This window comes from Bradyrhizobium commune, from assembly GCF_015624505.1.
GTDB lineage: Bacteria > Pseudomonadota > Alphaproteobacteria > Rhizobiales > Xanthobacteraceae > Bradyrhizobium > Bradyrhizobium commune.
Genome location: NZ_CP061379.1, coordinates 406455 through 427855, shown reverse-complemented (window position 1 = coordinate 427855; position 21401 = coordinate 406455). Strand labels below are relative to the sequence as shown.

16 protein-coding genes are annotated in these 21401 nt (G+C 63.6%); 8 read left to right on the top strand and 8 right to left on the bottom strand.

The genetic code is table 11. The annotated features are described in order from the left end of the window. Positions 1 to 7 precede the first annotated feature (7 nt). The 5 genes from IC761_RS02030 (at position 8) to IC761_RS02010 (ending at position 5218) form a co-directional block, all read left to right on the top strand. Positions 8 to 1339 (top strand): murein hydrolase activator EnvC family protein, encoded by a 1332-nt coding sequence (locus IC761_RS02030; RefSeq protein WP_195801654.1) that lies wholly within the window; start codon positions 8 to 10, stop codon positions 1337 to 1339. Beyond that, the gene (locus IC761_RS02025; RefSeq protein WP_195801653.1) at positions 1336 to 2694 is read left to right on the top strand and encodes a S41 family peptidase; all 1359 of its coding nucleotides are present in this window, start codon (positions 1336 to 1338) and stop codon (positions 2692 to 2694) included. Before IC761_RS02030 ends, IC761_RS02025 begins: the two co-directional genes overlap by 4 nt. A 148-nt stretch (positions 2695 to 2842) precedes the next feature. Then, positions 2843 to 4075, top strand: coding sequence for a divergent polysaccharide deacetylase family protein (locus tag IC761_RS02020; RefSeq protein ID WP_195801652.1), 1233 nt, complete (start codon positions 2843 to 2845; stop codon positions 4073 to 4075). A gap of 73 nt (positions 4076 to 4148) precedes the next feature. Continuing rightward, positions 4149 to 4652 (top strand): RNA pyrophosphohydrolase, encoded by a 504-nt coding sequence (locus tag IC761_RS02015; RefSeq protein ID WP_195801651.1) that lies wholly within the window; start codon positions 4149 to 4151, stop codon positions 4650 to 4652. Positions 4653 to 4717: 65 nt separating this feature from the next. Beyond that, positions 4718 to 5218: an RNA pyrophosphohydrolase gene (locus tag IC761_RS02010; RefSeq protein ID WP_195801650.1), complete on the top strand. Its 501-nt coding sequence runs from the start codon at positions 4718 to 4720 to the stop codon at positions 5216 to 5218. A gap of 90 nt (positions 5219 to 5308) precedes the next feature. On the opposite strand, the gene IC761_RS02005 is transcribed toward IC761_RS02010, so the two are convergent. Further along, positions 5309 to 5479, bottom strand: coding sequence for a hypothetical protein (locus IC761_RS02005; RefSeq protein WP_195801649.1), 171 nt, complete (start codon positions 5477 to 5479; stop codon positions 5309 to 5311). Between the two features lie 38 nt (positions 5480 to 5517). On the opposite strand from IC761_RS02005, the gene IC761_RS02000 reads away from it, so the two are divergent. Together IC761_RS02000 and IC761_RS01995 are read left to right on the top strand one after the other, a co-directional pair. Then, positions 5518 to 8913 carry an EAL domain-containing protein gene (locus IC761_RS02000; protein WP_195801648.1) on the top strand — a complete coding sequence of 1132 codons (3396 nt, stop codon included), beginning with the start codon at positions 5518 to 5520 and terminating at the stop codon, positions 8911 to 8913. A gap of 53 nt (positions 8914 to 8966) precedes the next feature. Further along, entirely contained in the window at positions 8967 to 10067 is a 1101-nt protein-coding gene (locus IC761_RS01995) for a DUF2336 domain-containing protein (RefSeq protein ID WP_195801647.1), read from the top strand. 776 nt (positions 10068 to 10843) lie between these two features. Here IC761_RS01995 and IC761_RS01990 read toward each other — a convergent pair. The 6 genes from IC761_RS01990 to IC761_RS01965 all read right to left on the bottom strand — a co-directional run bounded on the left by IC761_RS01990 (position 10844) and on the right by IC761_RS01965 (position 17745). Then, entirely contained in the window at positions 10844 to 12460 is a 1617-nt protein-coding gene (locus IC761_RS01990; protein ID WP_195801646.1) for an adenylate/guanylate cyclase domain-containing protein, read from the bottom strand. Between the two features lie 149 nt (positions 12461 to 12609). Then, positions 12610 to 13017 carry a F0F1 ATP synthase subunit epsilon gene (locus tag IC761_RS01985; RefSeq protein WP_195801645.1) on the bottom strand — a complete coding sequence of 136 codons (408 nt, stop codon included), beginning with the start codon at positions 13015 to 13017 and terminating at the stop codon, positions 12610 to 12612. A gap of 89 nt (positions 13018 to 13106) precedes the next feature. Then, positions 13107 to 14549 carry a F0F1 ATP synthase subunit beta gene (gene atpD / locus IC761_RS01980; RefSeq protein ID WP_195801644.1) on the bottom strand — a complete coding sequence of 481 codons (1443 nt, stop codon included), beginning with the start codon at positions 14547 to 14549 and terminating at the stop codon, positions 13107 to 13109. Positions 14550 to 14603: 54 nt separating this feature from the next. After that, the gene (locus IC761_RS01975) at positions 14604 to 15479 is read right to left on the bottom strand and encodes a F0F1 ATP synthase subunit gamma (RefSeq protein WP_195801643.1); all 876 of its coding nucleotides are present in this window, start codon (positions 15477 to 15479) and stop codon (positions 14604 to 14606) included. 176 nt (positions 15480 to 15655) lie between these two features. Then, positions 15656 to 17185, bottom strand: coding sequence for a F0F1 ATP synthase subunit alpha (gene atpA, locus IC761_RS01970; RefSeq protein WP_195801642.1), 1530 nt, complete (start codon positions 17183 to 17185; stop codon positions 15656 to 15658). Next, positions 17185 to 17745, bottom strand: coding sequence for a F0F1 ATP synthase subunit delta (locus IC761_RS01965; RefSeq protein WP_195801641.1), 561 nt, complete (start codon positions 17743 to 17745; stop codon positions 17185 to 17187). Before IC761_RS01965 ends, atpA begins: the two co-directional genes overlap by 1 nt. 659 nt (positions 17746 to 18404) lie before the next feature. Here IC761_RS01965 and IC761_RS01960 point away from each other — a divergent pair. Then, positions 18405 to 18899, top strand: a complete 495-nt coding sequence (locus IC761_RS01960; RefSeq protein WP_195801640.1) for a septal ring lytic transglycosylase RlpA family protein — start codon at positions 18405 to 18407, stop codon at positions 18897 to 18899. A gap of 270 nt (positions 18900 to 19169) precedes the next feature. Here IC761_RS01960 and IC761_RS01955 read toward each other — a convergent pair whose 3' ends face one another. Next, positions 19170 to 21380, bottom strand: coding sequence for a primosomal protein N' (locus IC761_RS01955; protein ID WP_195801639.1), 2211 nt, complete (start codon positions 21378 to 21380; stop codon positions 19170 to 19172). Between the last annotated feature and the right edge of the window lie 21 nt (positions 21381 to 21401).

Here is a 21401-nt window from a genome sequence, read left to right as displayed (position 1 = left end):
TAAAGCGATGCGAGCGCCGATTTTCAATTTGTTGCTGATGGCAAGCTGCGCCGGCGCAAGCCTCTTCGCTGAAGAAAGCCTCGCGCAAGCTCCGACGCCGGCGCAGCAAGCCGCGGCCATCTCGCCCGACGCGATCAAGCAGCGCGAGCAGGAGCTCGAGGCTGCGCGCGCGAGTCAGAAGAGCGCCGCGGAGGCCCAAGCCAAGCTCAAGGCCGAGATCACCTCGCTCGGCCAGGATCGCACCCAGCTCAATCAGCAGCTGATCGACACTGCCGCCAATGTCCGCACCGTCGAGACCAAGGTCGACGAAGCCGAAGCGCGGCTGAAAACGCTCAACGCTCGCGAGCAGGAGATGCGCGCTTCGCTTGATTCGCGCCGCGCCGACATCGTCGAGGTTCTGGCGGCCTTGCAGCGCGCGGGCCGGCGTACTCCGCCGGCGCTTTTGGTGCGGCCCGAGGATGCGCTGCAATCGCTGCGTACGGCGATGCTGCTCGGCGCCGTCGTACCGGAATTGCGCAGCCGCGCCGAGACCATCGCGGGCGAGCTCGGCGAGCTCGTTTCCTTGCGCAAGAATATCGCCGGCGAGCGCGACCAGCTCGCTGCCGACCGCGACAAGATCCGCAACGACCAGATCCGGCTCACCGCGCTCGTCGACGAGCGGCAGCGCCAGCAATCGTCGCGGGAAAAGGACCTCGACGCCGAGAATTCTCGCGCGATCGCGCTGTCAAGGCAGGTCGGCGATCTTCAGGGCCTGATCACCAAGATGGAGCAGGACCTGCAAAGCGCGGCCAAGGCGGCTGAAAAGGCGGCCGAGGCCAAGGCAGCGGCAAACGCGGCCGCCAGCGCCAAGTCCGGCCCGGCCGTTTTCAAGGACCGTTCCCGGACCACCCCGGCGATCGCCTTTGCCGCGGCCAAGGGCCTCCTGCCGCTGCCGGTTAACGGTAACAAGATCAGGGACTTTGGTGGTTCCGACGGGCTCGGCGGGGTCCAGAAGGGCATTTCGCTGGCGACCCGCCCCGGATCCCAGGTCACAACGCCGTGTGACGGCTGGGTGGTCTATGCCGGCCCCTTCCGCAGCTATGGACAACTCTTGATCCTCAATGCCGGGGGCGGGTATCATGTCCTGATCGCCGGGATGGAGCGCATTTCGGTAAACATCGGACAGTTTGTGCTCACGGGGGAGCCGGTCGCGACCATGGGGTCGACATCTCAAGTCGCCTCCATTCTCGCCACCAACGCGAGTCAACCTGTTCTGTATGTCGAGTTCCGCAAAGACGGCACTCCAATCGATCCAGGCCCATGGTGGGCCGCAAATGAAGGCGAGAAGGTTCGCGGATGATGCGCAAGACTTCAGTTATCCTCCTCAGCGCGGCCACCGGTGCGGCGCTGACGCTGTTCGTGACCCAGCCGCGCGCGGTGTTCATGGGCTCCAGCGCGCGAGCCGCGACCGCGGACACCTATCGCCAGCTCAATCTGTTCGGCGACGTCTTCGAGCGCGTGCGCTCCGACTATGTCGAGAAGCCGGATGACACCAAGCTGATCGAATCCGCCATCAGCGGCATGCTCTCCGGCCTCGATCCGCATTCGAGCTACATGGACGCCAAGAGCTTCCGCGACATGCAGGTGCAGACCCGCGGCGAGTTCGGCGGCCTCGGCATCGAGGTCACGATGGAGGACGGCCTGATCAAGGTGGTCTCGCCGATCGACGACACGCCGGCCTCGCGCGCCGGAATCATGGCCAACGACATCATCACCAATCTCGACGACGAGGCGGTGCAGGGTCTGACCCTGAACCAGGCGGTCGAGAAGATGCGCGGGCCCGTCAACACCAAGATCAAGCTCAAGATCGTCCGCAAGGGCCAGGACAATCCGATCGACGTCACGCTGGTGCGCGACAACATCCGCGTCCGCTCGGTGCGCGCGCGCGTCGAGGCCGACGACATCGCCTACATCCGCATTACCACCTTCAACGAGCAGACCACCGAAGGCCTGAAGAAGGAGGTCGCGAACCTCTCGAATCAGATCGGCGACAAGCTCAAGGGCTACGTCATCGACCTCCGCAACAATCCAGGCGGCCTGCTCGAGGAAGCGGTCACTGTGTCGGACTCGTTCCTGGAGAAGGGCGAGATCGTGTCGACCCGCGGCCGCAACGCCGAGGAGACCCAGCGCCGCACCGCGCATGCGGGCGATCTGACCAAGGGCAAGCCGGTCATCGTGCTGGTCAACGGAGGCTCGGCCTCGGCGTCCGAAATCGTCGCCGGCGCACTGCAGGACCACAAGCGCGCGACCATCGTCGGCACGCGCTCGTTCGGCAAGGGCTCGGTGCAGACCATCATCCCGCTCGGAAGCGGCAACGGCGCGCTGCGCCTGACCACGGCGCGCTACTACACGCCGTCGGGCAAGTCGATCCAGGCCAAGGGCATCGTGCCCGACATCGAGGTGCTCCAGGACGTGCCGGACGAGCTTAAGTCCCGCACCGACACCAAGGGCGAGGCCTCGCTGCGCGGCCATCTCAAGAACGACGGCGACGAGAAGACCGGCTCGCAGTCCTACGTCCCGCCGGATGCCAAGGACGACAAGGCGCTCAAGCTCGCCGACGATCTGCTCCACGGCATCAAGAACAGCGCCTCCGCAGCGCCCGCGCCCGGCACCACCGACAAGGCGGCCGCCGACAAGCCCAAGGCGGCGAACTGAGCGCAACCAACCGATTGATCGAAAAGGGCGGCTCCTGGAGCCGCCCTTTTTGCTTGGGAACCTCCACGACCCCATCCCCGGCCAATCCCGGCCTGCCGCCGCTTGACCCCGCCGTGGTATCGTCGGCGTGAGTGATTCGGGATCGCGCATGACTGAAACGGCCGATGATCTGAGCGCCCCGCTCGGACAGGAGAAGCCGCGCCGGAAACGCCGGCTGCGGCTGCCGTTTACCGCCATGCAGGCGCTGGCCGTCCTGCTCGGCCTGTTCCTGGTCACCTTTGCCGGCTTCGCCATCTTCAACAAGGACCCGCTTGGCGGCGAGCCGATGACGCGGATGGCGATCCGTGACCCCAAGGGAGCTGACAAGGCCACCGAGGAGAAGCCCGCCGCCGGCCATGGCGAAGAGCACGGCCAAGACAGCAAGCACGCGACCAAGGAGGCGCCGAAAGAGGCCGCCTCCGGCGAGCACAAGACCGTCACCATGATCGACGGCTCGACCGGTGCGCGCCACGACGTGGTGATCGGTGCCGGCGACGCTGCCGACAAAAGCGAGGCCGCCTCCGCAGCACCGGCCGTCATGGCGGGAATCGACCCAAAACTGCTGGAGAAGTCGCGCTACGGCATGATCCCCGTGATGTCAGGCGATCTCAAGCCGTTCAACGTCTATGCGGCCGATGCCGACCGCGCCAAGGCCGCGAAAATGCCGGTGGTCGCCATCGTGATCGGCGGCCTCGGCGTCGGCGCCGCCAAGACCACCGACGCCATCATGAAGCTGCCGGGCGCGGTAACGCTGGCCTTCACGCCTTATGGTTCCGACCCGGGAAAACTCGCCGAACGGGCCCGCGCCCAGCGCCACGAGATCTTCCTCCAGATCCCGATGGAGCCCTACGATTTCCCGGACAACGATCCGGGGCCTCAGACGCTCTTGACCTCGCTCACCGCCGACCAGAACACGGACCGGCTGTACTGGCACCTGAGCCGGATGCAGGGCTATGCCGGCATCACCAATTTCATGGGCGCCCGCTTCGTGGCGACCGATGCTGCGATGCAGCCGATCATCCGCGAGGCCTCCAAGCGCGGGCTCGGCTTCTTCGACGACGGCTCCTCGCCGCGCAGCATCGCGCCCCAGGCGACGGCGAGCCTGGCGGTGCCGTTCGGCAAGGGCGACATCGCGCTCGATGCGGTGCCGACCCCGATGGAAATCGACCGTGCCCTGAACAAGCTGGAATCGACCGCGCGGGAGCGCGGCGTCGCCATCGGCACCGCCTCGGCGCTGCCCGTCTCCATCGACAGGGTCGGCGCCTGGATCAAGACATTGAGCGACCGGGGTATCCTTTTGGTGCCATTGACAACCGCGATGCTGAAATCAAAATCGAGCTAAATCAACGAATTGGTGGGGCACGGGCCCAAACGCCCGACAGGCCTTGCCGGCAGTACGCGAGAGGTTTGGCGGAATGGCGCGTTATGAGGATCTGCCCTACCGAACCTGCGTCGGAGTGATGCTGATCAACCCGAAGGGCCTGGTGTTCATCGGCCGCCGCGCCGGCGGCATCGAGCATGTCGATGAGAGCCATGTCTGGCAGATGCCGCAAGGCGGCGTCGATCCCGGCGAGGACACCTGGGACGCCGCCAGGCGCGAGCTCTATGAGGAGACCAGCGTGCGCTCGGTCGAGCGGCTCGGCGAGGTGCCGGACTGGCTGATCTACGACATTCCGCGCACGGTCGCGGGGCGCGCCTGGAAGGGCCGCTTCCGCGGCCAGCGCCAAAAATGGTTCGCGGTGCGCTTCACCGGCAAGGACAGCGAGATCAATGTCGAAAACCCCGGCGGCGGCCACAAGGCGGAATTCGTCAGCTGGCGCTGGGAGCCGATGAAGAACCTCCCCGAATTGATCATCCCGTTCAAGCGCCCGGTCTATGAGCGCGTGGTGAAGGAATTTGCCGCGCTTGCGGATGACTAATTCGAATTGTCATCCCGGCTTTGATGCTAAGGCATCGCACGGGGCTGACAACGAGAGACCCACGCGTGATGAATGAAAAACCCTACCGTCCCAATGTCGGGATCGCGCTGTTCAATGCCGATGGCCGCGTGCTGATCGGCCACCGCTTCAAGGGCGACGGCCCCGAGATCATCCTGCCCGGCTTCGACTGGCAGATGCCGCAAGGCGGCGTCGACGAGGGCGAGGTCTTGCGCGATGCGGCGATGCGCGAGCTGTGGGAAGAGACCAGCGTCGTCAGCGCCGACTATCTCGGCGAGACCGATTGGCTCACTTACGAATTCCCGCCTTATGACGGACCGCAGACGCATCGGCTGGCGAAATTCCGCGGCCAGCGGCAGAAATGGTTCGCGCTGCGCTTCACCGGCCGTGACGACGAGATCGATCCGCTGACGCCGCGCAACGACCAGCCCGCCGAGTTCGATGCCTGGCGCTGGGAGCGCCTCGACCGTGTCGCCGATCTCGTGGTGCCATTCCGCCGCGAGGTCTATCGCGCGGTGGCCGAGCGGTTCGCGCCCTTCGCAAACTAAAACTGCGAAAACAACCCCATGCACAGTAGCCGTCGATTGTCGGCGTAGCGCTCTGTGGTCCCTGTGAAATAGCTGACGCGTCGGGCAAAATCAGCGAGAGGGCGCCGCAGCAATCTTCCCCGTAGATTTGCTGGCCAGTTCGTTTGAGCGCGCGGGAAAGTGTTCGAGCAATTTCAGTCGCTTGACGTCGAGCTGGGAAACCTTTTGGCCGGCTGCCTGGCCGATAGCCTTCAGCCTTTGAGAACCAATTTGGTTCAGCATTTCAGGGCAAATTCCCCGCAATATTGGCCGCCGACCACATGCAAGCTCTTTCTCAGGCTGCTTCCCGGATCCCCGTCAGCTGGGGCATCGTGGCGTTCGTGGTCGTCGCATGCGCCGGTGTGATGGGAATCGAGGCTTCCCATATCGTCAGCAAGCGGGCCGACATACTGGCCGAAGGCCGAAAAGACACCGCCAACCTCGCCAGTTCTCTGGTCCAGCACGCCGAGCTGACCTTTCGCTCCGCTGACCGGCTATTGATCGGGACCGTGGAGAGGTTGGAGCACGACGATCTCGGGATTGAAGCCAAGCAGCGGCTGAAAGCCTGGTTTGTAAAGTACGCCAACAATTCCGAGCAGTTCGTCAGTTTCTCCGTCATCGACAGTCAAGGGGTGATGGTCGTCAACTCGGTCGCCGAGAATCCGTCAGCGAATTTTTCAGACAGCGATTATTTTGTTTACCATCAGAGCCACAGCGACCAGAACATGCGGGTAGGCAGCCCGTTGCGCGAAAGTGCTGCCGGCGGTTGGTTCATACCAGTGACGCGCCGGTTCAATCGACCGGACGGCACTTTTGGCGGCGTGGCCGTCGCCGCAATCAATTCGAGCTATTTTCAGGACTTCTACAGCCATTTCGACATCGGCAAAAACGGTGCGATCCTGCTCGCCTCCGCGGACGCGAAGCTTCTGGTACGTCGGCCCTTCGTCGAGTCCAATGTTGGACGCGACATGTCCAAGAGCGGGGTATTCCAGCTCCTGAAATCGTCACCCGTCGGAAGCGCCGAGATCGCCGCGTCGACCGACGGCGCGCGGCGTATCAACAGCTACGAACTCGGGAAGCCGGTTCCCCTGCTGGTTGCGGTCGCCAAAGACAAGGACGAAATGCTGGCACCGTGGCGAGAGGATGCTTTTCGCCGGGTCGTTGAAGGCGGTGTCATTCTCCTTCTGATTTCGGTCCTGGGCGTGCTGGTATGGCGGATCACCAGTCGCCTGGCAGCAAGCGCAACCATGCTGGGCAAAGCCAATTCCCGATTCGACGTCGTCATCAGCAACATGAAGCAAGGGCTTTGCCTGTTCGACGCCGACCAGAGGATCATCTTATCCAATCTTTGTTTTGCCGAGATATATCAGCTCAGTCTCGACCAGGTGAAGCCCGGCACGACGCTGAGCGAGATCCTCGAATTCCGGCGGCAGAAGGGTACCAATCAGGTGGTATCGGACGAGGGCGCCCTGGAAGCGAACGTCAAAAAGGAAAATGAGATACAGGAGCTCGCTGATGGGCGCTTTGTCGCGGTCAATCGTCGACTCATGCCCGAGGGCGGCTGGCTGAGTGTGCACGAAGATATCACCGAGCGTATCAGGGCAGAAAGGCGCGTCGTAGAAAGTGAAGCCCGCTACCGGCTGCTCGCCGACAACAGCTCCGATATGGTCTTCCAACTGGACCGCGATCTGAAACGCCGCTACGTCTCGCCCGCCTGCCGCGAATTGTTGGGTTTTGAGCCTGAGGAAATGATCGGGGTAAAGCCCGTGACCATGGCCCATCCTGACGATCAGGAACGCGTGACGCTCGCATTTGAGGAGCTTCTCAGCGGCGCAGTCGATCGAAATTCGGTCGTCAACCGCATCCGCCATCGCGATGGAAGCTGGATCTGGGTTGAGGCCCGGCTGAGCGCACTGAAAGATTCCGGAACAGACAACGTCGTCGGGGTTATCGGCGCATTGCGCGACATCTCGGAGCGCAAGGCCGCCGAAGACGAGCTATTCCAGCAAGCCGTGGAGATCACTCGCGTCAACCAGCAATTTGAAGCGGCCCTGGAGAATATGTCGCAGGGGCTTTGCCTGTTTGATGCGGACCAGAAGGTAATCGTCTCCAACGCTCAATTTGCGACAATATACCGGCTCGAGCCGGACCAGGTGAAGCCCGGGACCACGCGAGAGCAACTTGTCCTGTTCAGGCGCGAAAAGGGTACGCAATATTTGGAGGCCGCTGGCGACAGCCAGAACCGGGATGTCAAGGAAGGTGACCGCATCGAGGAGCTGGTTGATGGACGCTTCGTCGCGATCACCAATCGTCCGATGTCCGGTGGCGGCTGGCTGACCGTCCAGGAGGACGTTACCGAGCGCAAGACATTCAACGATCGCATTGCCTTTCTCGCGCATCATGACCAGCTCACCGGCCTCGTCAATCGCGCCCGCTTCGCAGAAAGGCTCGACGAAGCCGCCAAGCGCTGCGTCCGTCACGGCACGCATTTCACCGTCCTGCTGCTCGATCTCGACAGGTTCAAAAATGTCAACGACACGTTGGGGCATCCGGCAGGCGACGAATTGCTGATCCAGGTTGCCAAGCGGCTGACGTCTTCGCTTCGTGATACCGACGTGCTGGCGAGACTCGGTGGCGACGAATTTGCCATCATCCAGGAAAGCGAAAGAGATCAACGGGAAGGTGCGATGGGGTTGGCGCTGAGAATTATCGATATCATCGCTGAGCCGTTCGACCTCAATGGCAACCAGGCCAACATAGGAACCAGCATCGGGATTGCGTTCGCCCCGGAGTGCGGGCTCGACGCCCAGACCCTTCTGAAGAACGCAGATCTGGCGCTCTATGAAGCAAAATCGGAAGGGCGGAACGATTATCGCCTGTTCAAGCCGGAAATGGCCGAGAGCTCGGATGGCCAGAAAGTGCTCGAGCGTGAATTGCGTGAAGCCATCGAAAAGGATGAGTTCGAGTTGTTCTACCAGCCGGTGGTCGACGCAAAAAACGGTTCGATCTGCGGAGCCGAAGCGCTCGTCCGATGGCGGCATCCGCGCAGGGGGTTGATGTCTCCCGATCTTTTCATCCCCCTTGCGGAATCGACCGGCCTCATGATGCCGCTCGGCGGATGGATCCTGCAACGAGCCTGCACCGACGCGGCATCGTGGCCGTCGCACGTCAAGATCGCGGTCAATATTTCCGCGGTTCAATTCAACAACGCGAACATCTTTGACGTCGTGCTCTGTGCGCTGGTCGAATCCGGCCTGCCGCCTGACCGGCTTGAGCTGGAAATCACGGAAACCATGTTGCTGAAGAACGAGCAGGCCTGCCTGCTTTCGATCCGGCAACTGAAAAATCTCGGGATCGCGATCGTTCTGGATGATTTCGGCATCGGTTACTCCGCATCCAGTTACCTGACGAGGATTCCGTTCGACAAGATCAAGATCGACAAGTCTTTTGTTCAAGGCTTTCCGGATCGGCGGGAGTGCGCGGCGATTGTCCATTCGATACTCGCCCTTGCACGGGGACTGGACATGACGATCACAGCTGAAGGCGTGGAACAGCAGGCGCAGTTTGAAGCGCTTCAGGCAGCCGGCATCGATCTCGTTCAAGGTTACCTGTTCGGCCGGCCCGTCCCGCTGCATCGGCTCGATTTGAACGGAGGGTTTCGCAAGAGCGTTGCGTAGCCTTCGTTGAGACGCGCCTGCTTGCCTTGGCGCAATCATTCACGGGAAGCATGATGGACCCGCAAGAAAGCTTGATCGAGCAGCTCGAAGCCGCGATGGCTGGAAAGAACATGTCGCGTCGCGCGGACACTTTGCGGCGCGTGACCGAGCTTTTTTCGGCAGGCTCCGGTCGTTTTTCGGACGACCAAGTCGGACTGTTTGGCGACGTCATGAGCAGGCTTGCACGTGACATCGAGCTCAACGTCCGAGCAACCTTTGGAGGTCGACTGGCCAAGTTGCCGGATGCGCCAAGGAACGTCATTCGCATGCTGGCATTCGACAGCGCAATCGAGGTCGCCGGGCCGGTGCTACGCGACTCCCCGCAGCTCGACCAGGCGACGCTCGTCGAATGCTCCAAAAGCCTGAGCAACGATCACCTGCTCGCGGTATCCGCTCGCGCGGTGTTGACCGAACCCGTGACTGACGTGCTGATTGATCGGGGCGATCAAGCGGTGATTGCCAGTCTCGCCGAGAATCGGGGAGCCCGGTTTTCGGATCAGGGCGTCAATGCCCTGGTCGCGAAAACAGGTGCCGACGGCGACATCGCGGCGGCCGTCTGGGCGCGCCCTGATATTCCGCGCCAGGCGCTCGTGAAGCTGTTTGTGCAAGCCTCGGCGGCGGTCAGAAAGCGGCTGGAGGCCGCCGATCCGCGCAAGGCCGATTTGATCCGAGCTGCGGTTGCCAGTGCGACGGACGCGTTACAAACCACAGCCCGGATGGGGTCGCACGAGAGCAGCCAGGCGCAGGCCGAAATTCAGGCCCTGAACGCGGCCGGCAAGCTGAATGAAGCAAAATTAGCGGACTTTGCCGAAGCAACGAGCTTTGACAGAGTGTCGTGTGCGCTCTCGCTCATGAGCAACCTGCCACTCGGGTTGGTCGAACGCGTGCTGGTGGACAAGCAGCGGGAGCAGGTTCTCGTCATCGCCAAAGCTGTTGGCCTGTCATGGACAACCGTCAAGTCCATCCTGGCAATGCAAGCCGGCAGCGGTGGCGTAGCCGTCGATGATATAGAACAGCTGTTCAAGAATTTTGCCAAGCTTCAGACCAAAACTGCTCAAACCGCGCTTCAGTTTTATCGGCTCCGAGAGCGCGCCATGGAAAGCGCGAAGCACTAGCTGGATGGCCGACGCGATGCGCTGTGGTCGCCGGCAACCCACTGATACGTCGAGACAAAGCTGCCGCAGGCCGCAATCGACGCGTGGTCCTCGTCCCTGCTCTCAATGACGCCATGAAAATGACTGCGCCGGAAATCCGTCAATCGGTCGTTGCAATTGGCGGAGCAGGACGCGGGGGCCAGTGACGAACGGCGCCATAGCGCTGGCTCCTCGCGCGTGAGGACAGCCCGTGGTATCCGACCTTGCGACTGTACCGTCAGATGCGGCGGAACGACTGGAACAGCGTCTTCGAGCGGCTGCGCACTGACCTGCAGAGATAGCGCTTTGGCCTCGCGCGTCACGCGGCGTATCCCTGAGCCCTGTTCATGACGTAGGGGCGAAGTCGTCGCCCACTTCAGTTATTTCACACAAGAGCGCGTCGTCTTGGAGACTGACATTCTCGCGAGATATCGATTGGCGGCCATGCAGGGGGGAGGGCGATCGCATATGGATTTCACGCGGATTGTCCGCGGGCTTGCTACGAGCGCGGCGGGTGAGGGCTCTCGCCACGCAGGGACGTTCTCTGCAATCCTCGACAATCCCGACGCGGAAACACCCCACCCCGGCCCTCCCCCCGCAAGCGGGAGAGGGAGCGCACCGCCGTCGCCGTGCTAGTCGGGCTAATCAAAGCACGCCCTAAAGCGCGATGAGATTGGGATGAATCGTCATCGCGCTTTAGGCTGTTGTTTGAGCATGATCTTTTCGGAAAACCGCTGCGCACTTTTCCGGATCATACTTTAGTTCGTCGGGCCGACTGTGAACGGGCCGATCGCGATGACGTGGCAGTCGCTGTCGTGCTTGACGCAGTCGGCCAGCGCTGCATTGACGGCGGCCTGCTCGTCTGCGGCTTTCAGGCCGAGGCCGGGACGACCGGCGGTGCCGACGGCAACCGCGTTCCAGCCCATACCATCGCCGAGCCTGCGCACCACCTCGTCGCGCGCATCGGCCACAATCGAGGAATTGCTCGCGGCATGGAAGAAGCCGGTGACCCTGAGCAGGGTCGGGATCGGCACGACGAAATTCTCGTCGACCGCCACGATCATGCAGGCAACGCCCGCGAGCGCGCCGCAGGATTCCAGCGCCCGCCGCGTGGTTTCCTCGACCGACGAGGCGCCCAATACCATGAAATATTGTCCGCCCGGTCCGAGCGCGACCGAACGCAATTTCGCCGCCGGGACATACAAGGTCTCGACACGGGTCTTGGCCTGGTCACGCAACATCGGAAAGTCCTTCGACACGAAGGCGCGCTGCGTGATGCTGTCATGCCGCACCCAGGGCTGCGGCGGCATCGGCGGCGCACCGTGCGTGTAGACGATGTTGTTGCCGACCGCATAGAGCTCGCAGCGCCGTGGCGATTGCGCGGCATCCGCGCGCTTCTGGCACTGGTCGAGCGCGGCATTGCGCGCGCTTTCCTCGTTGGGCTGATTGAACGACGTGCCGGTGAAGCCGCCGATATTCAGGGCGAAGGCCTTGTAGTCGCCGGCCGCGGAATATTCGTTGCTGAGATAGGCGCGGGCGCGATCGCCGATGAACGGCACCGTATCCGCGGGGAATTTGCCGCCTGGAATCGGAGGCGGCGGCGGAGGCGTTGGTATGGCCGTGGCAACCGCGGTTGGCGTCGGCGTGGGTGTCGGCGCCTTCGTCGCGACGGTCGGGGTCGGCGTCGGACTTGGCGCCGTCGAGGTGTCCTTGGCGGTCTCGAGCTGGGTGAAATAGAGGAAGCCGCCGACGCCGATGGCGACGATTGAGACGACGCCGACCACCAGCGGCCACATCCAGTTCGGCCCGTGCGCCGGCTTTGCCGTCTTCCTCAGCTGCGGCGTCCCGTAGGTCCCGTCGTCGCGGCGCATCGCCACCATGTAGGCGTGCACCGGGGTCGGAATGTTCTTGACCTCCTGCGCGCCGATATCGGCGAACTGCACCGACAGCTTGTTGGCGACCTGCTCATGCACCGCACGGGAAACGCAGATGCCGCCGACCTCGGCGAGCCCTTCCAGCCTGGCTGCGATATTGACGCCGTCGCCCAAGAGATCGCCGTCGCGCTCGACCACGTCGCCGATGGTGATGCCGATGCGAAACGACATCTGCCGGCTTGGCGGATAGGCCATGTTGCGGGTTCGAAGCGATTCCTGGATATCGATCGCGCAGCGCACCGCATCGACCGCACTCGGGAATTCCGCGAGCACGGCGTCGCCGGCGGTGTTGAAGATGCGGCCGTTCGCCTTGGCGATGAAATCGTCGATGACCTCGCGGTAGGACGCCAGCCGCCGCAGCGTCTCTTCCTCGTCTTCCGCAACGAGCCTCGAATAGCCGGCAATATCGGCCGCGAAAATCGCCGCGATCTTGCGCTTCATCTGCACCAGCCCTGGAACTTCTCTCGCGGCGGCAGAATGCCGCTATCGGCGGCGCGGTGCAACAAAGTTTCCGGGCTCGCGCTACGCGCGCTCCGGAATGACGGGTGGTTACGACTTGAGCTTTTCGGAGAGGCCGGCGAGACGCGGGATTAGTGCATCGCCGTCGAAGACAGCTGGCTCTGGATGCTCTTGTAGTGATCGAGCCGCTCGATCGCCTGATCGAGCTCGGAGCCTTCTTTCTCCTTCAGCCCGTCTTCCATCTCGGAGATGGTCTCGGCGAACTGGGCGCGGTCAAGCTCGGTCAGCTCCGTCGCGACGTCGGCGAGCACGGTCAGGCCCTTCTCGGAGACTTCGGCGAGGCCGCCCAGCACGATCACCTTCTCATGCTTGCCGCCCGCGGTGATGGTGAGGATGCCCGGACGGATCGCGGCCACGACCGGCGCATGACCCGCCAGCACGCCGAAGTCACCCTCGACGCCGGGAATGTCGACCTGATCGACCTCGCCCGAGAAGGCGAGCTTTTCCGGAGAGACGAGATCGAAATGGAAGGTGGCCATGGGAAACCTTGCGAATAGCGAATAGCGGATGGCGAGTGGCGAGAAGGAGCAGCGAAACCATTCGCTACTCCCTATTCGCCATTCGCCCCTTAAGCGGCTTCCGCCGCCAGCTTCTTGCCCTTCTCGACCGCCTCTTCGATGGTGCCGACCATGTAGAAGGCGGCTTCCGGCAAATGGTCATACTTGCCTTCGCAGAGGCCGCGGAAGCCCTTGATGGTGTCCGCGAGGTCGACGAACTTGCCGGGCGAGCCGGTGAAGATTTCGGCGACGTGGAATGGCTGCGACAGGAAGCGCTCGATCTTGCGGGCGCGGGCTACGGTCAGCTTGTCCTCTTCCGAAAGCTCGTCCATGCCGAGAATGGCGATGATGTCCTGGAGCGACTTGTAGCGCTGAAGCACCTGCTGGACCTGGCGCGCGGTGTCGTAGTGCTCCTGGCCCACGACGAGCGGCGAGAGCATGCGCGAGGTCGAGTCGAGCGGATCCACCGCGGGGTAGATGCCCTTTTCCGAGATCGCGCGCGACAGCACGGTGGTGGCGTCCAAATGCGCGAACGAGGTCGCGGGCGCCGGGTCGGTCAAGTCGTCGGCCGGAACGTAGATGGCCTGCACCGAGGTGATCGAGCCCTTCTGCGTGGTGGTGATGCGCTCCTGCAGCGCGCCCATGTCGGTGGCGAGCGTCGGCTGATAGCCCACCGCCGAAGGAATACGGCCGAGCAGCGCCGACACTTCCGAACCGGCTTGCGTGAAGCGGAAGATGTTGTCGACGAAGAACAGCACGTCCTGGCCCTGGTCGCGGAAGTGCTCGGCGACGGTCAGACCGGTGAGGCCGACGCGGGCGCGGGCGCCCGGCGGCTCGTTCATCTGGCCGAACACCAGGGCGCATTTCGACTTCACGCTCGGATCCGGATTGTGCGGATCGGCGTTGACCTTGGACTCGATGAACTCGTGATAGAGGTCGTTGCCCTCACGTGTACGCTCGCCGACGCCGGCGAACACGGAGTAACCGCCGTGCGCCTTGGCGACGTTGTTGATCAGTTCCTGAATCAGCACGGTCTTGCCGACGCCGGCGCCGCCGAACAGGCCGATCTTGCCGCCCTTCGCATACGGAGCAAGAAGGTCGACGACCTTGATGCCGGTGACGAGAATCTCGGCTTCCGTCGACTGGTCGGTGTAGCTCGGCGCTTCCTGGTGGATGGGGCGCAGGCCTTCCGACTGGATCGGACCGGCTTCGTCGATCGGCTCGCCGATGACGTTCATGATGCGCCCGAGCGTGCCGGCGCCGACCGGAACCGCGATCGGCTGGCCGGTGTCGGTGACTTCCTGGCCGCGCACCAGACCCTCGGTCACGTCCATCGCGATGGTGCGCACGGTGGATTCACCGAGATGCTGCGCAACTTCCAGCACGAGGCGGATGTTGCCGTTCCTGGTTTCCAGCGAATTGAGAATGGCGGGCAGATGGCCCTCGAACTGCACGTCGACGACGGCGCCCATAACCTGGGTGACGCGGCCGATCTGGTTAGCTGCTGTAGCCATGAATAGCTCTCCTTCGAAATCCTGGACTTGAACGACCGTCGTTTGGTTCGTGCCTCAGACCGCCTCGGCGCCGGAGATGATCTCGATCAGCTCCTTGGTGATCTGGGCTTGACGGGTTCGGTTGTAGATCTGGGTCTGCTTGCGGATCATTTCACCGGCGTTGCGGGTGGCGTTGTCCATCGAGCTCATCTGCGCGCCGTAGAACGAGGCGTTGTTTTCCAGCAGCGCGCGGAAGATCTGCACCGCGATGTTTCGCGGCAACAGGCCGGAGAGGAGTTCGTCCTCCTCCGGCTCGTACTCGTAGGACGTCGACGGTGCGTTCGCCGCTTTTTCTTCCACGACCAGCGGAATGATCTGCTGCGCGGTGGGGATCTGGGCGATCACCGACTTGAACTGCGCATAGAACAGCGTGCAGACGTCGAACTCGCCGGCATCGAAACGGGCCAGAACCTTCTTCGCGATGTCCTCGGCGTTGACGAAGCCGAGTTGGCGAACGCTGCGCAGGTCGAGGTGCTCGACGATCTGCTTGTCGTAAAGACGGCGGAGCTGCTCGTAGCCCTTGCGGCCGACGCAGAAGAATTTCACGTCCTTGCCTTGCGCCATCAGCGCCTGGGCGCGCTCGCGGGCCAGACGCACGATCGAGGAGTTGAAGGCGCCGGACAGGCCGCGCTCGCCGGTGCAGACCAGCAGCAGGTGAACCTGGTCCCTGCCGGTGCCGGCCAGCAGCGCCGGCGCACCGGGTGAGCCCGCGGCGGCGGCGGCGATATTGGAGATCACCGCGCTCATCTTGTCGGCATAGGGCCGCGCCGCCTCGGCCGCTTGCTGGGCGCGGCGCAATCTGGACGCCGCGACCATCTGCATCGCCTTCGTGATCTTCTGCGTCGCCTTGGTCGAGGCGATGCGCACGCGCATGTCTTTAAGTGACGCCATTCTTCGTCCCCGACGGTTCGATCCCTTGCGGTCAAACCGCTAGCCTATTTCTGTCGTCATGCCCGGGCCTGTCCCGGGCATCCACGTCTTCGTCATCCGCGCGGTCAAGGCGTGGATGGCCGGGACTTCAAGTGCAAAGACGCGCTTCGCGCTTTCGCCCAGCCGTGACGGCCTTCTTATGCAAAGCTCTTGGCGTAGCCTTCGACCACCGACTTCAGCTTGGCGGCGGTGTCGTCGGAGAGGTCGCGAGAGTCGCGGATCGCGTTGAGGATGTCGGCATTCTTGCCGCGCAGCAGCGACAACAGGCCGTCCTCGAACGCGCGCACCTTGTTGAGCGGGAGCGGATCGAGATAGCCATTGGTGCCGGCCCAGATCACGCAGACCTGCTCTTCCATCTTCAGCGGCGCGAACTGCGGCTGCTTCAACAGCTCGGTCAGGCGCGAGCCGCGGTTGAGCAGGCGCTGGGTCGAGGCGTCGAGGTCGGAGCCAAACTGCGCGAACGCCGCCATTTCGCGGTACTGCGCGAGCTCGCCCTTGATCTTGCCGGCGACCTTCTTGGTGGCCTTGGTCTGCGCCGAGGAGCCGACGCGCGACACCGACAGACCGACGTTCACCGCCGGGCGGATGCCCTGGAAGAACAGGTCGGTTTCCAGGAAGATCTGACCGTCAGTGATCGAGATGACGTTGGTCGGAATGTAGGCCGACACGTCGTTGGCCTGGGTTTCGATGACCGGCAGCGCCGTCAGCGAGCCCGAGCCCTGGTCCTTGTTCAGCTTCGCCGCGCGCTCGAGCAGGCGGGAGTGCAGATAGAACACGTCGCCCGGATAGGCTTCGCGGCCGGGCGGGCGGCGCAGCAAGAGCGACATCTGGCGGTAGGCGACGGCCTGCTTGGACAGATCGTCATAGATGATGACGGCGTGCATGCCGTTGTCGCGGAAATACTCGCCCATCGTGCAGCCGGTGAAGGGGGCGATGTACTGCATCGGTGCCGGATCGGAGGCGGTCGCGGCGACGACGATCGAGTACTCGAGCGCGCCCTGCTCTTCCAGCACCTTCACGAACTGCGCAACCGTCGAACGCTTCTGGCCGATCGCGACGTAGACGCAATACAGCTTGATGTTCTCGTCGGTCTGCGCGTTGAGCGGCTTCTGATTGAGAATGGTGTCGAGCGCGATCGCGGTCTTGCCGGTCTGACGGTCGCCGATGATCAGCTCGCGCTGGCCGCGACCGATCGGGATCAGGGCGTCGATCGCCTTGAGGCCGGTCGCCATCGGCTCGTTCACCGACTTGCGCGGAATGATGCCGGGCGCCTTGACGTCGACGCGCATGCGCTTGTCGGCCTGGATCGGACCCTTGCCGTCGATGGGGTTGCCGAGCGCGTCGACTACGCGGCCGAGCAGGCCCTTGCCGACCGGCGCGTCCACGATGGCGCGGGTGCGCTTGACGGTCTGGCCTTCCTTGATCTCGCGGTCGGCGCCGAAAATAACGATACCGACGTTGTCGGTTTCGAGGTTCAGCGCCATGCCGCGGGTGCCGTTCTCGAACTCGACCATTTCACCGGCCTGGACGTTGTCCAGACCGAAGACGCGGGCGATACCGTCGCCGACGGACAGCACCTGTCCGACTTCGGAGACTTCAGCTTCCTGGCCGAAATTCTTGATCTGGTCCTTGAGGATCGCGGAAATTTCCGCGGCGCGGATGTCCATCAGCCTGCCTCTTTCATCGCGTGCTTGATCGAATTGAGTTTGGTGCGAAGCGAACTATCGATCATGCGGCTGCCGAGCTTCACGACGAGGCCACCGATGATCGAGGGATCGATCTTCACGTTGAGCGCGACGTCCTTGCCGGTCACCGACTTCAGGGCAACCTTGAGGGCGTCGAGATTCTTGTCCGAGAGCGCCTCCGCCACCGTGACATCCGCGGTCGCCTCGCCCTTGAACCTGGCGACAAGGGCGCGGTAGGCGCGGATGACGTCAGCCACCGCGAACAGGCGGCGGTTGGCGGTCAGGACCTTGAGGAAATTGGCCGAGATGCCGGCAATGCCGGCCTTGTCCAGCACGGCCGAGAGGGCCCTGGTCTGGGCATCGGCCGCGAACACCGGGCTGCGGACGAGGCGCTTCAGATCGGCGCTTTCGTTCAGCATGGCCTCGAACTTGTCGAGATCGGCTTTGACCTCGTCGACCACTTTCTGGTCACGGGCCAGTTCAAACAAGGCCGTTGCATAACGGCCGGACACACCTGAAACGGACGTATCTTCTGCAGCCACAGACGCGCTCTTTTAGCTGTCAAATTCGCAAGGGAAAAACCGTCGCCACGAAGCGGCGCCTAGCGATCCAAGCCCTTGGAATTCAAGCGGGACTTCGATTTTCGACCGGCACGGGACGTGCCGGGTCCGTAAAAATCGCGGCTTTGCTAACATAGCAGGCGCGCACGTGCAACATGACGGCAACTCAAAGGCCTGGCTGTTTCTCGCCAGTTCGTCGCACTCAGCGACGCCTTCGCGGTGATCCGCACGATCACCTGCCACGCCACGGAATTGTCGCGAGGCTGGCGGCCGCATCTCGCCCATTTGTCACCTATTCGTTCCTGCCCTCAGCGCATAGCGGCCATGAACACGGATCGCTGAGCCGTGACCACGCCGTCGCTCGCACCGTCCGCCGAATACTTACCCAATTCTAAACGCTGGGAGCGATGACTTCGTTTTACAGTATTGGCAAGTAATCAATAAGTTAATGATTCGTTAAAGCGGGAGATTACGGAACATCGTCTGATTATCGGCTTAGGTCACAAGATATTTCAATGCGAGACATACGGGTAATACTGCCCAATTCACGCCTCATTGCGAAAGGAAACGCCACCCCGCTCACAAACTGATGGGGGCTCCACTGGCCACATATGTGGCAATACTAGCTTAGGGACCACTAAATGCTGTCTTTGAAGACGCTGGGCTCTGTGACCCGGCCGCGTACGGCGATCGCTTTCGTCGCTGCAACTCTCCTCGTCGGTGGAACTGCCACCGAAGCTTCCGCCAAATCCAGGCATCACCGCTATCACCACCACCACGACCAGGACGCCTCCAATTCCGGCTCGGATTGGCGCAACGCCAATGCGGCCATGACGCCGTCCTCGGGCACCGGCCACAGCTTCTCCGGCATGGCCTCCTATTACGGCAACGAGTCCGGCTCGAAGACCGCCTCGGGCCAGCGCTTCAACCAGAACGCCATGACGGCAGCGCACCGTTCGCTGCCGTTCGGCACCAAGCTCCGCGTCACCCATGGCGGCCAGAGCGTCATCGTCACCATCAATGACCGCGGCCCGTTCGTGCGCGGCCGTGTGCTCGACCTCTCCACGGGCGCTGCCCGCGCCATCGGCCTCACCGGTGCCGGCGTCGGCCGCGTCACCGCGGAAGTCGTGTCCTAACGGCGCGAACAGCGCCTCACCTCACCAGCGCAGTTTTGATCATCGTCCGCAGGGCGTGAGCAGTTTGATGCGCGCGTGAGATAAGCCCGCTGTCCTTGGGGGGACGGCGGGCTTTCGTCATTCCGGGCACGACGAGGATAGACGCGCGCACTCCCTCCACGCGTCATTGCGAGCGAAGCGAAGCAATCCAGACTCTTTCCGCGGAGGGATTCTGGATTGCTTCGTCGCAAGGGCTCCTCGCAATGACGTGGAGAGAGTGTGCGCCAGCCTCTACAAAAAGCTCTGCGGATCGACGTCGACCTCGAGCTTCTGGTTGCCCTTCGGCTTCGGACACACGGCGAGCCAGTTGCGCAGATAATCCGACAGGTCAAAACCGCGCGCCGACTTCACCAGGATGCGGAAGCGGTAGCGGCCCTTGATCACGGCGAGCGGCGCTTCCGCCGGCCCGAGCACCACCACGCGCTCGTCGCGCGGCGCGAGCGCAACCAGCTTGCGGCCAAAACCTTCCGCGCTCGGACGGTCGCCGGCGGAAATGATCAGGCTCGCGAGCCGGCCGAACGGCGGATAGAGCGTGCGCTCGCGCAGGTCGATCTCGCTGTCGTAGAAGGCCTCGCGATCGCAGGCGATCAGCGCCTTCATCACGGGATGATCGGGCTGATGGGTCTGGAGATAGCCGACGCCGCGGCCCTGCTCGCGGCCGGCACGGCCGATCACCTGGTTGAGCAATTGCCAGGTGCGTTCCGCCGCGCGCGGATCGCCGTTGGAGAGGCCGAGATCCGCATCGACCACGCCGACGAGATTCAGCCGCGGAAAATTATGGCCCTTGGCGACGAGCTGCGTGCCGATGATGATGTCGACGCGGCCCTCCGCGATCTCGGCAAGTTCGCTGCGCATGGTCTCGATCGAGGTGATGAGATCGCTCGACAGCACCATGGTGCGCGCTTCCGGGAATAATGCGGCCGCCTCCTCCTGCAAGCGCTCGACGCCCGGACCGACCGCAACCAGCGATTCCTCCGCCGCGCAGTGCGGGCAAGTCGGTGGGCGCGGCATCGAGAAGCCGCAATGATGACAGACCAGCCGCTGGCGAAAACGATGATCGACCAGCCAGGCATCGCAGATGGTGCAGGCGAAGCGATGGCCGCAAGCACGGCACAAGGTCAGCGGCGCATAGCCGCGGCGATTGAGGAACAGCAGCGCCTGCTCGCGCCGCTCGATCGCGGTTTTGATTTCGCCCGCAAGCCGCGGCGAGATGAAACGGCCGCGCGCGGGCGGCTCGCGGCGCAGATCGATCGCCTCGATATGCGGCATGTGCTGGCCGCCGAAGCGCGATGGCAGCGCGATGCGCTGATAGCGGTTCTTGCGCGCGTTGACCTCGGACTCGACCGACGGCGTCGCAGAGGCCAGCACGATCGGGATCTTTGCGATATGCGCGCGCACCACCGCCATGTCGCGGGCGTGATAATGCACGCCGTCGTCCTGCTTGTAGGCTTGGTCGTGCTCTTCATCGACGACGATGAGCCCGAGATTGGCGTAGGGCAGAAACAGCGCCGAACGCGCGCCGACCACGACTGGCGCTGAGCCTTCGGAGATCGCGGCCCAATTGCGCGCGCGGGTGCGCGGCGTCAGCTCGGAGTGCCATTCGATCGGTCGCACGCCAAAACGCTGCGCGAAGCGGTCGAGGAACTGGCCGGTCAGCGCGATCTCCGGCATCAGGATCAGTGTCTGCTTGCCGCGGCGGATCGTCTCTGCGACGGCTTCGAAATAGACCTCGGTCTTGCCCGAGCCGGTGACGCCGTCGAGCAGCGCGACATGAAACGTGCCGTTGGCCGCGAGCGCGCGCATCGCATCGACGCCGGCCCGCTGCAGCGGCGAAAAATCCGGCCGGCCGAACTCCGGATCGGGCGCCGGCGGCGGGGGCGGCGGCGGCATCGGCTCGACCGTCAGCGTGCCTTCGTCGACGAGGCCGTCGATCACGCCGGCCGAGACGCCGGCTTCCTTCGCCGCTTCGGACTTGCCGTGCAGCAGCCGGTCCGACAGCACCTCGATCACGCGCTGCCGCGCCGGCGTCAGCCGCCGCGGGGGATCGCCGACCAGGCGCACGCCGGCGCGCACCCGCTCGGGGCCGAGGTTCTCGCCCATCCGCAAGCACATGCGCAGCACCATGCCGCGCGGGCTCAGCGTGTAGTTGGCGACCCAATCGACCACCGCGCGCAGCTCGCCCTTGAGGGGCGAGAGATCGAGCTTCTCGGCTACCTCCTTGAGGCGGTTGTGCAGGCGCGGATCGGGATTGGCGTTCTCCGCCCAGACCACGGCCAGCACCTCGCGCGGACCGAGCGGCACGCCGATGAGGTCGCCGGCCTTCAGCTCCATGCCGCGCGGCACCTTGTAGGAATAGGTCTGGTCGAGCGCGACCGGCACCAGCACGTCGACCATGCGGGTCGCGTCGGTGGGGGCGGTCGTGCTGCGCGGCGAATGGTCCATGGGAAGAGAGAATCGGAACCC

What these genes read in the sequence shown, in the direction of transcription:
- IC761_RS02030 (WP_195801654.1), top strand. Translation starts at nt 8, where the DNA reads ATGCGAGCGCCGATTTTCAATTTGTTGCTGATGGCAAGCTGCGCCGGC.
- IC761_RS02025 (WP_195801653.1), top strand. Translation starts at nt 1,336, where the DNA reads ATGATGCGCAAGACTTCAGTTATCCTCCTCAGCGCGGCCACCGGTGCG.
- IC761_RS02020 (WP_195801652.1), top strand. Translation starts at nt 2,843, where the DNA reads ATGACTGAAACGGCCGATGATCTGAGCGCCCCGCTCGGACAGGAGAAG.
- IC761_RS02015 (WP_195801651.1), top strand. Translation starts at nt 4,149, where the DNA reads ATGGCGCGTTATGAGGATCTGCCCTACCGAACCTGCGTCGGAGTGATG.
- IC761_RS02005 (WP_195801649.1), bottom strand. Translation starts at nt 5,479, where the DNA reads ATGCTGAACCAAATTGGTTCTCAAAGGCTGAAGGCTATCGGCCAGGCA.
- IC761_RS02000 (WP_195801648.1), top strand. Translation starts at nt 5,518, where the DNA reads ATGCAAGCTCTTTCTCAGGCTGCTTCCCGGATCCCCGTCAGCTGGGGC.
- IC761_RS01995 (WP_195801647.1), top strand. Translation starts at nt 8,967, where the DNA reads ATGGACCCGCAAGAAAGCTTGATCGAGCAGCTCGAAGCCGCGATGGCT.
- IC761_RS01990 (WP_195801646.1), bottom strand. Translation starts at nt 12,460, where the DNA reads ATGAAGCGCAAGATCGCGGCGATTTTCGCGGCCGATATTGCCGGCTAT.
- IC761_RS01985 (WP_195801645.1), bottom strand. Translation starts at nt 13,017, where the DNA reads ATGGCCACCTTCCATTTCGATCTCGTCTCTCCGGAAAAGCTCGCCTTC.
- atpD (WP_195801644.1), bottom strand. Translation starts at nt 14,549, where the DNA reads ATGGCTACAGCAGCTAACCAGATCGGCCGCGTCACCCAGGTTATGGGC.
- IC761_RS01975 (WP_195801643.1), bottom strand. Translation starts at nt 15,479, where the DNA reads ATGGCGTCACTTAAAGACATGCGCGTGCGCATCGCCTCGACCAAGGCG.
- atpA (WP_195801642.1), bottom strand. Translation starts at nt 17,185, where the DNA reads ATGGACATCCGCGCCGCGGAAATTTCCGCGATCCTCAAGGACCAGATC.
- IC761_RS01960 (WP_195801640.1), top strand. Translation starts at nt 18,405, where the DNA reads ATGCTGTCTTTGAAGACGCTGGGCTCTGTGACCCGGCCGCGTACGGCG.
- IC761_RS01955 (WP_195801639.1), bottom strand. Translation starts at nt 21,380, where the DNA reads ATGGACCATTCGCCGCGCAGCACGACCGCCCCCACCGACGCGACCCGC.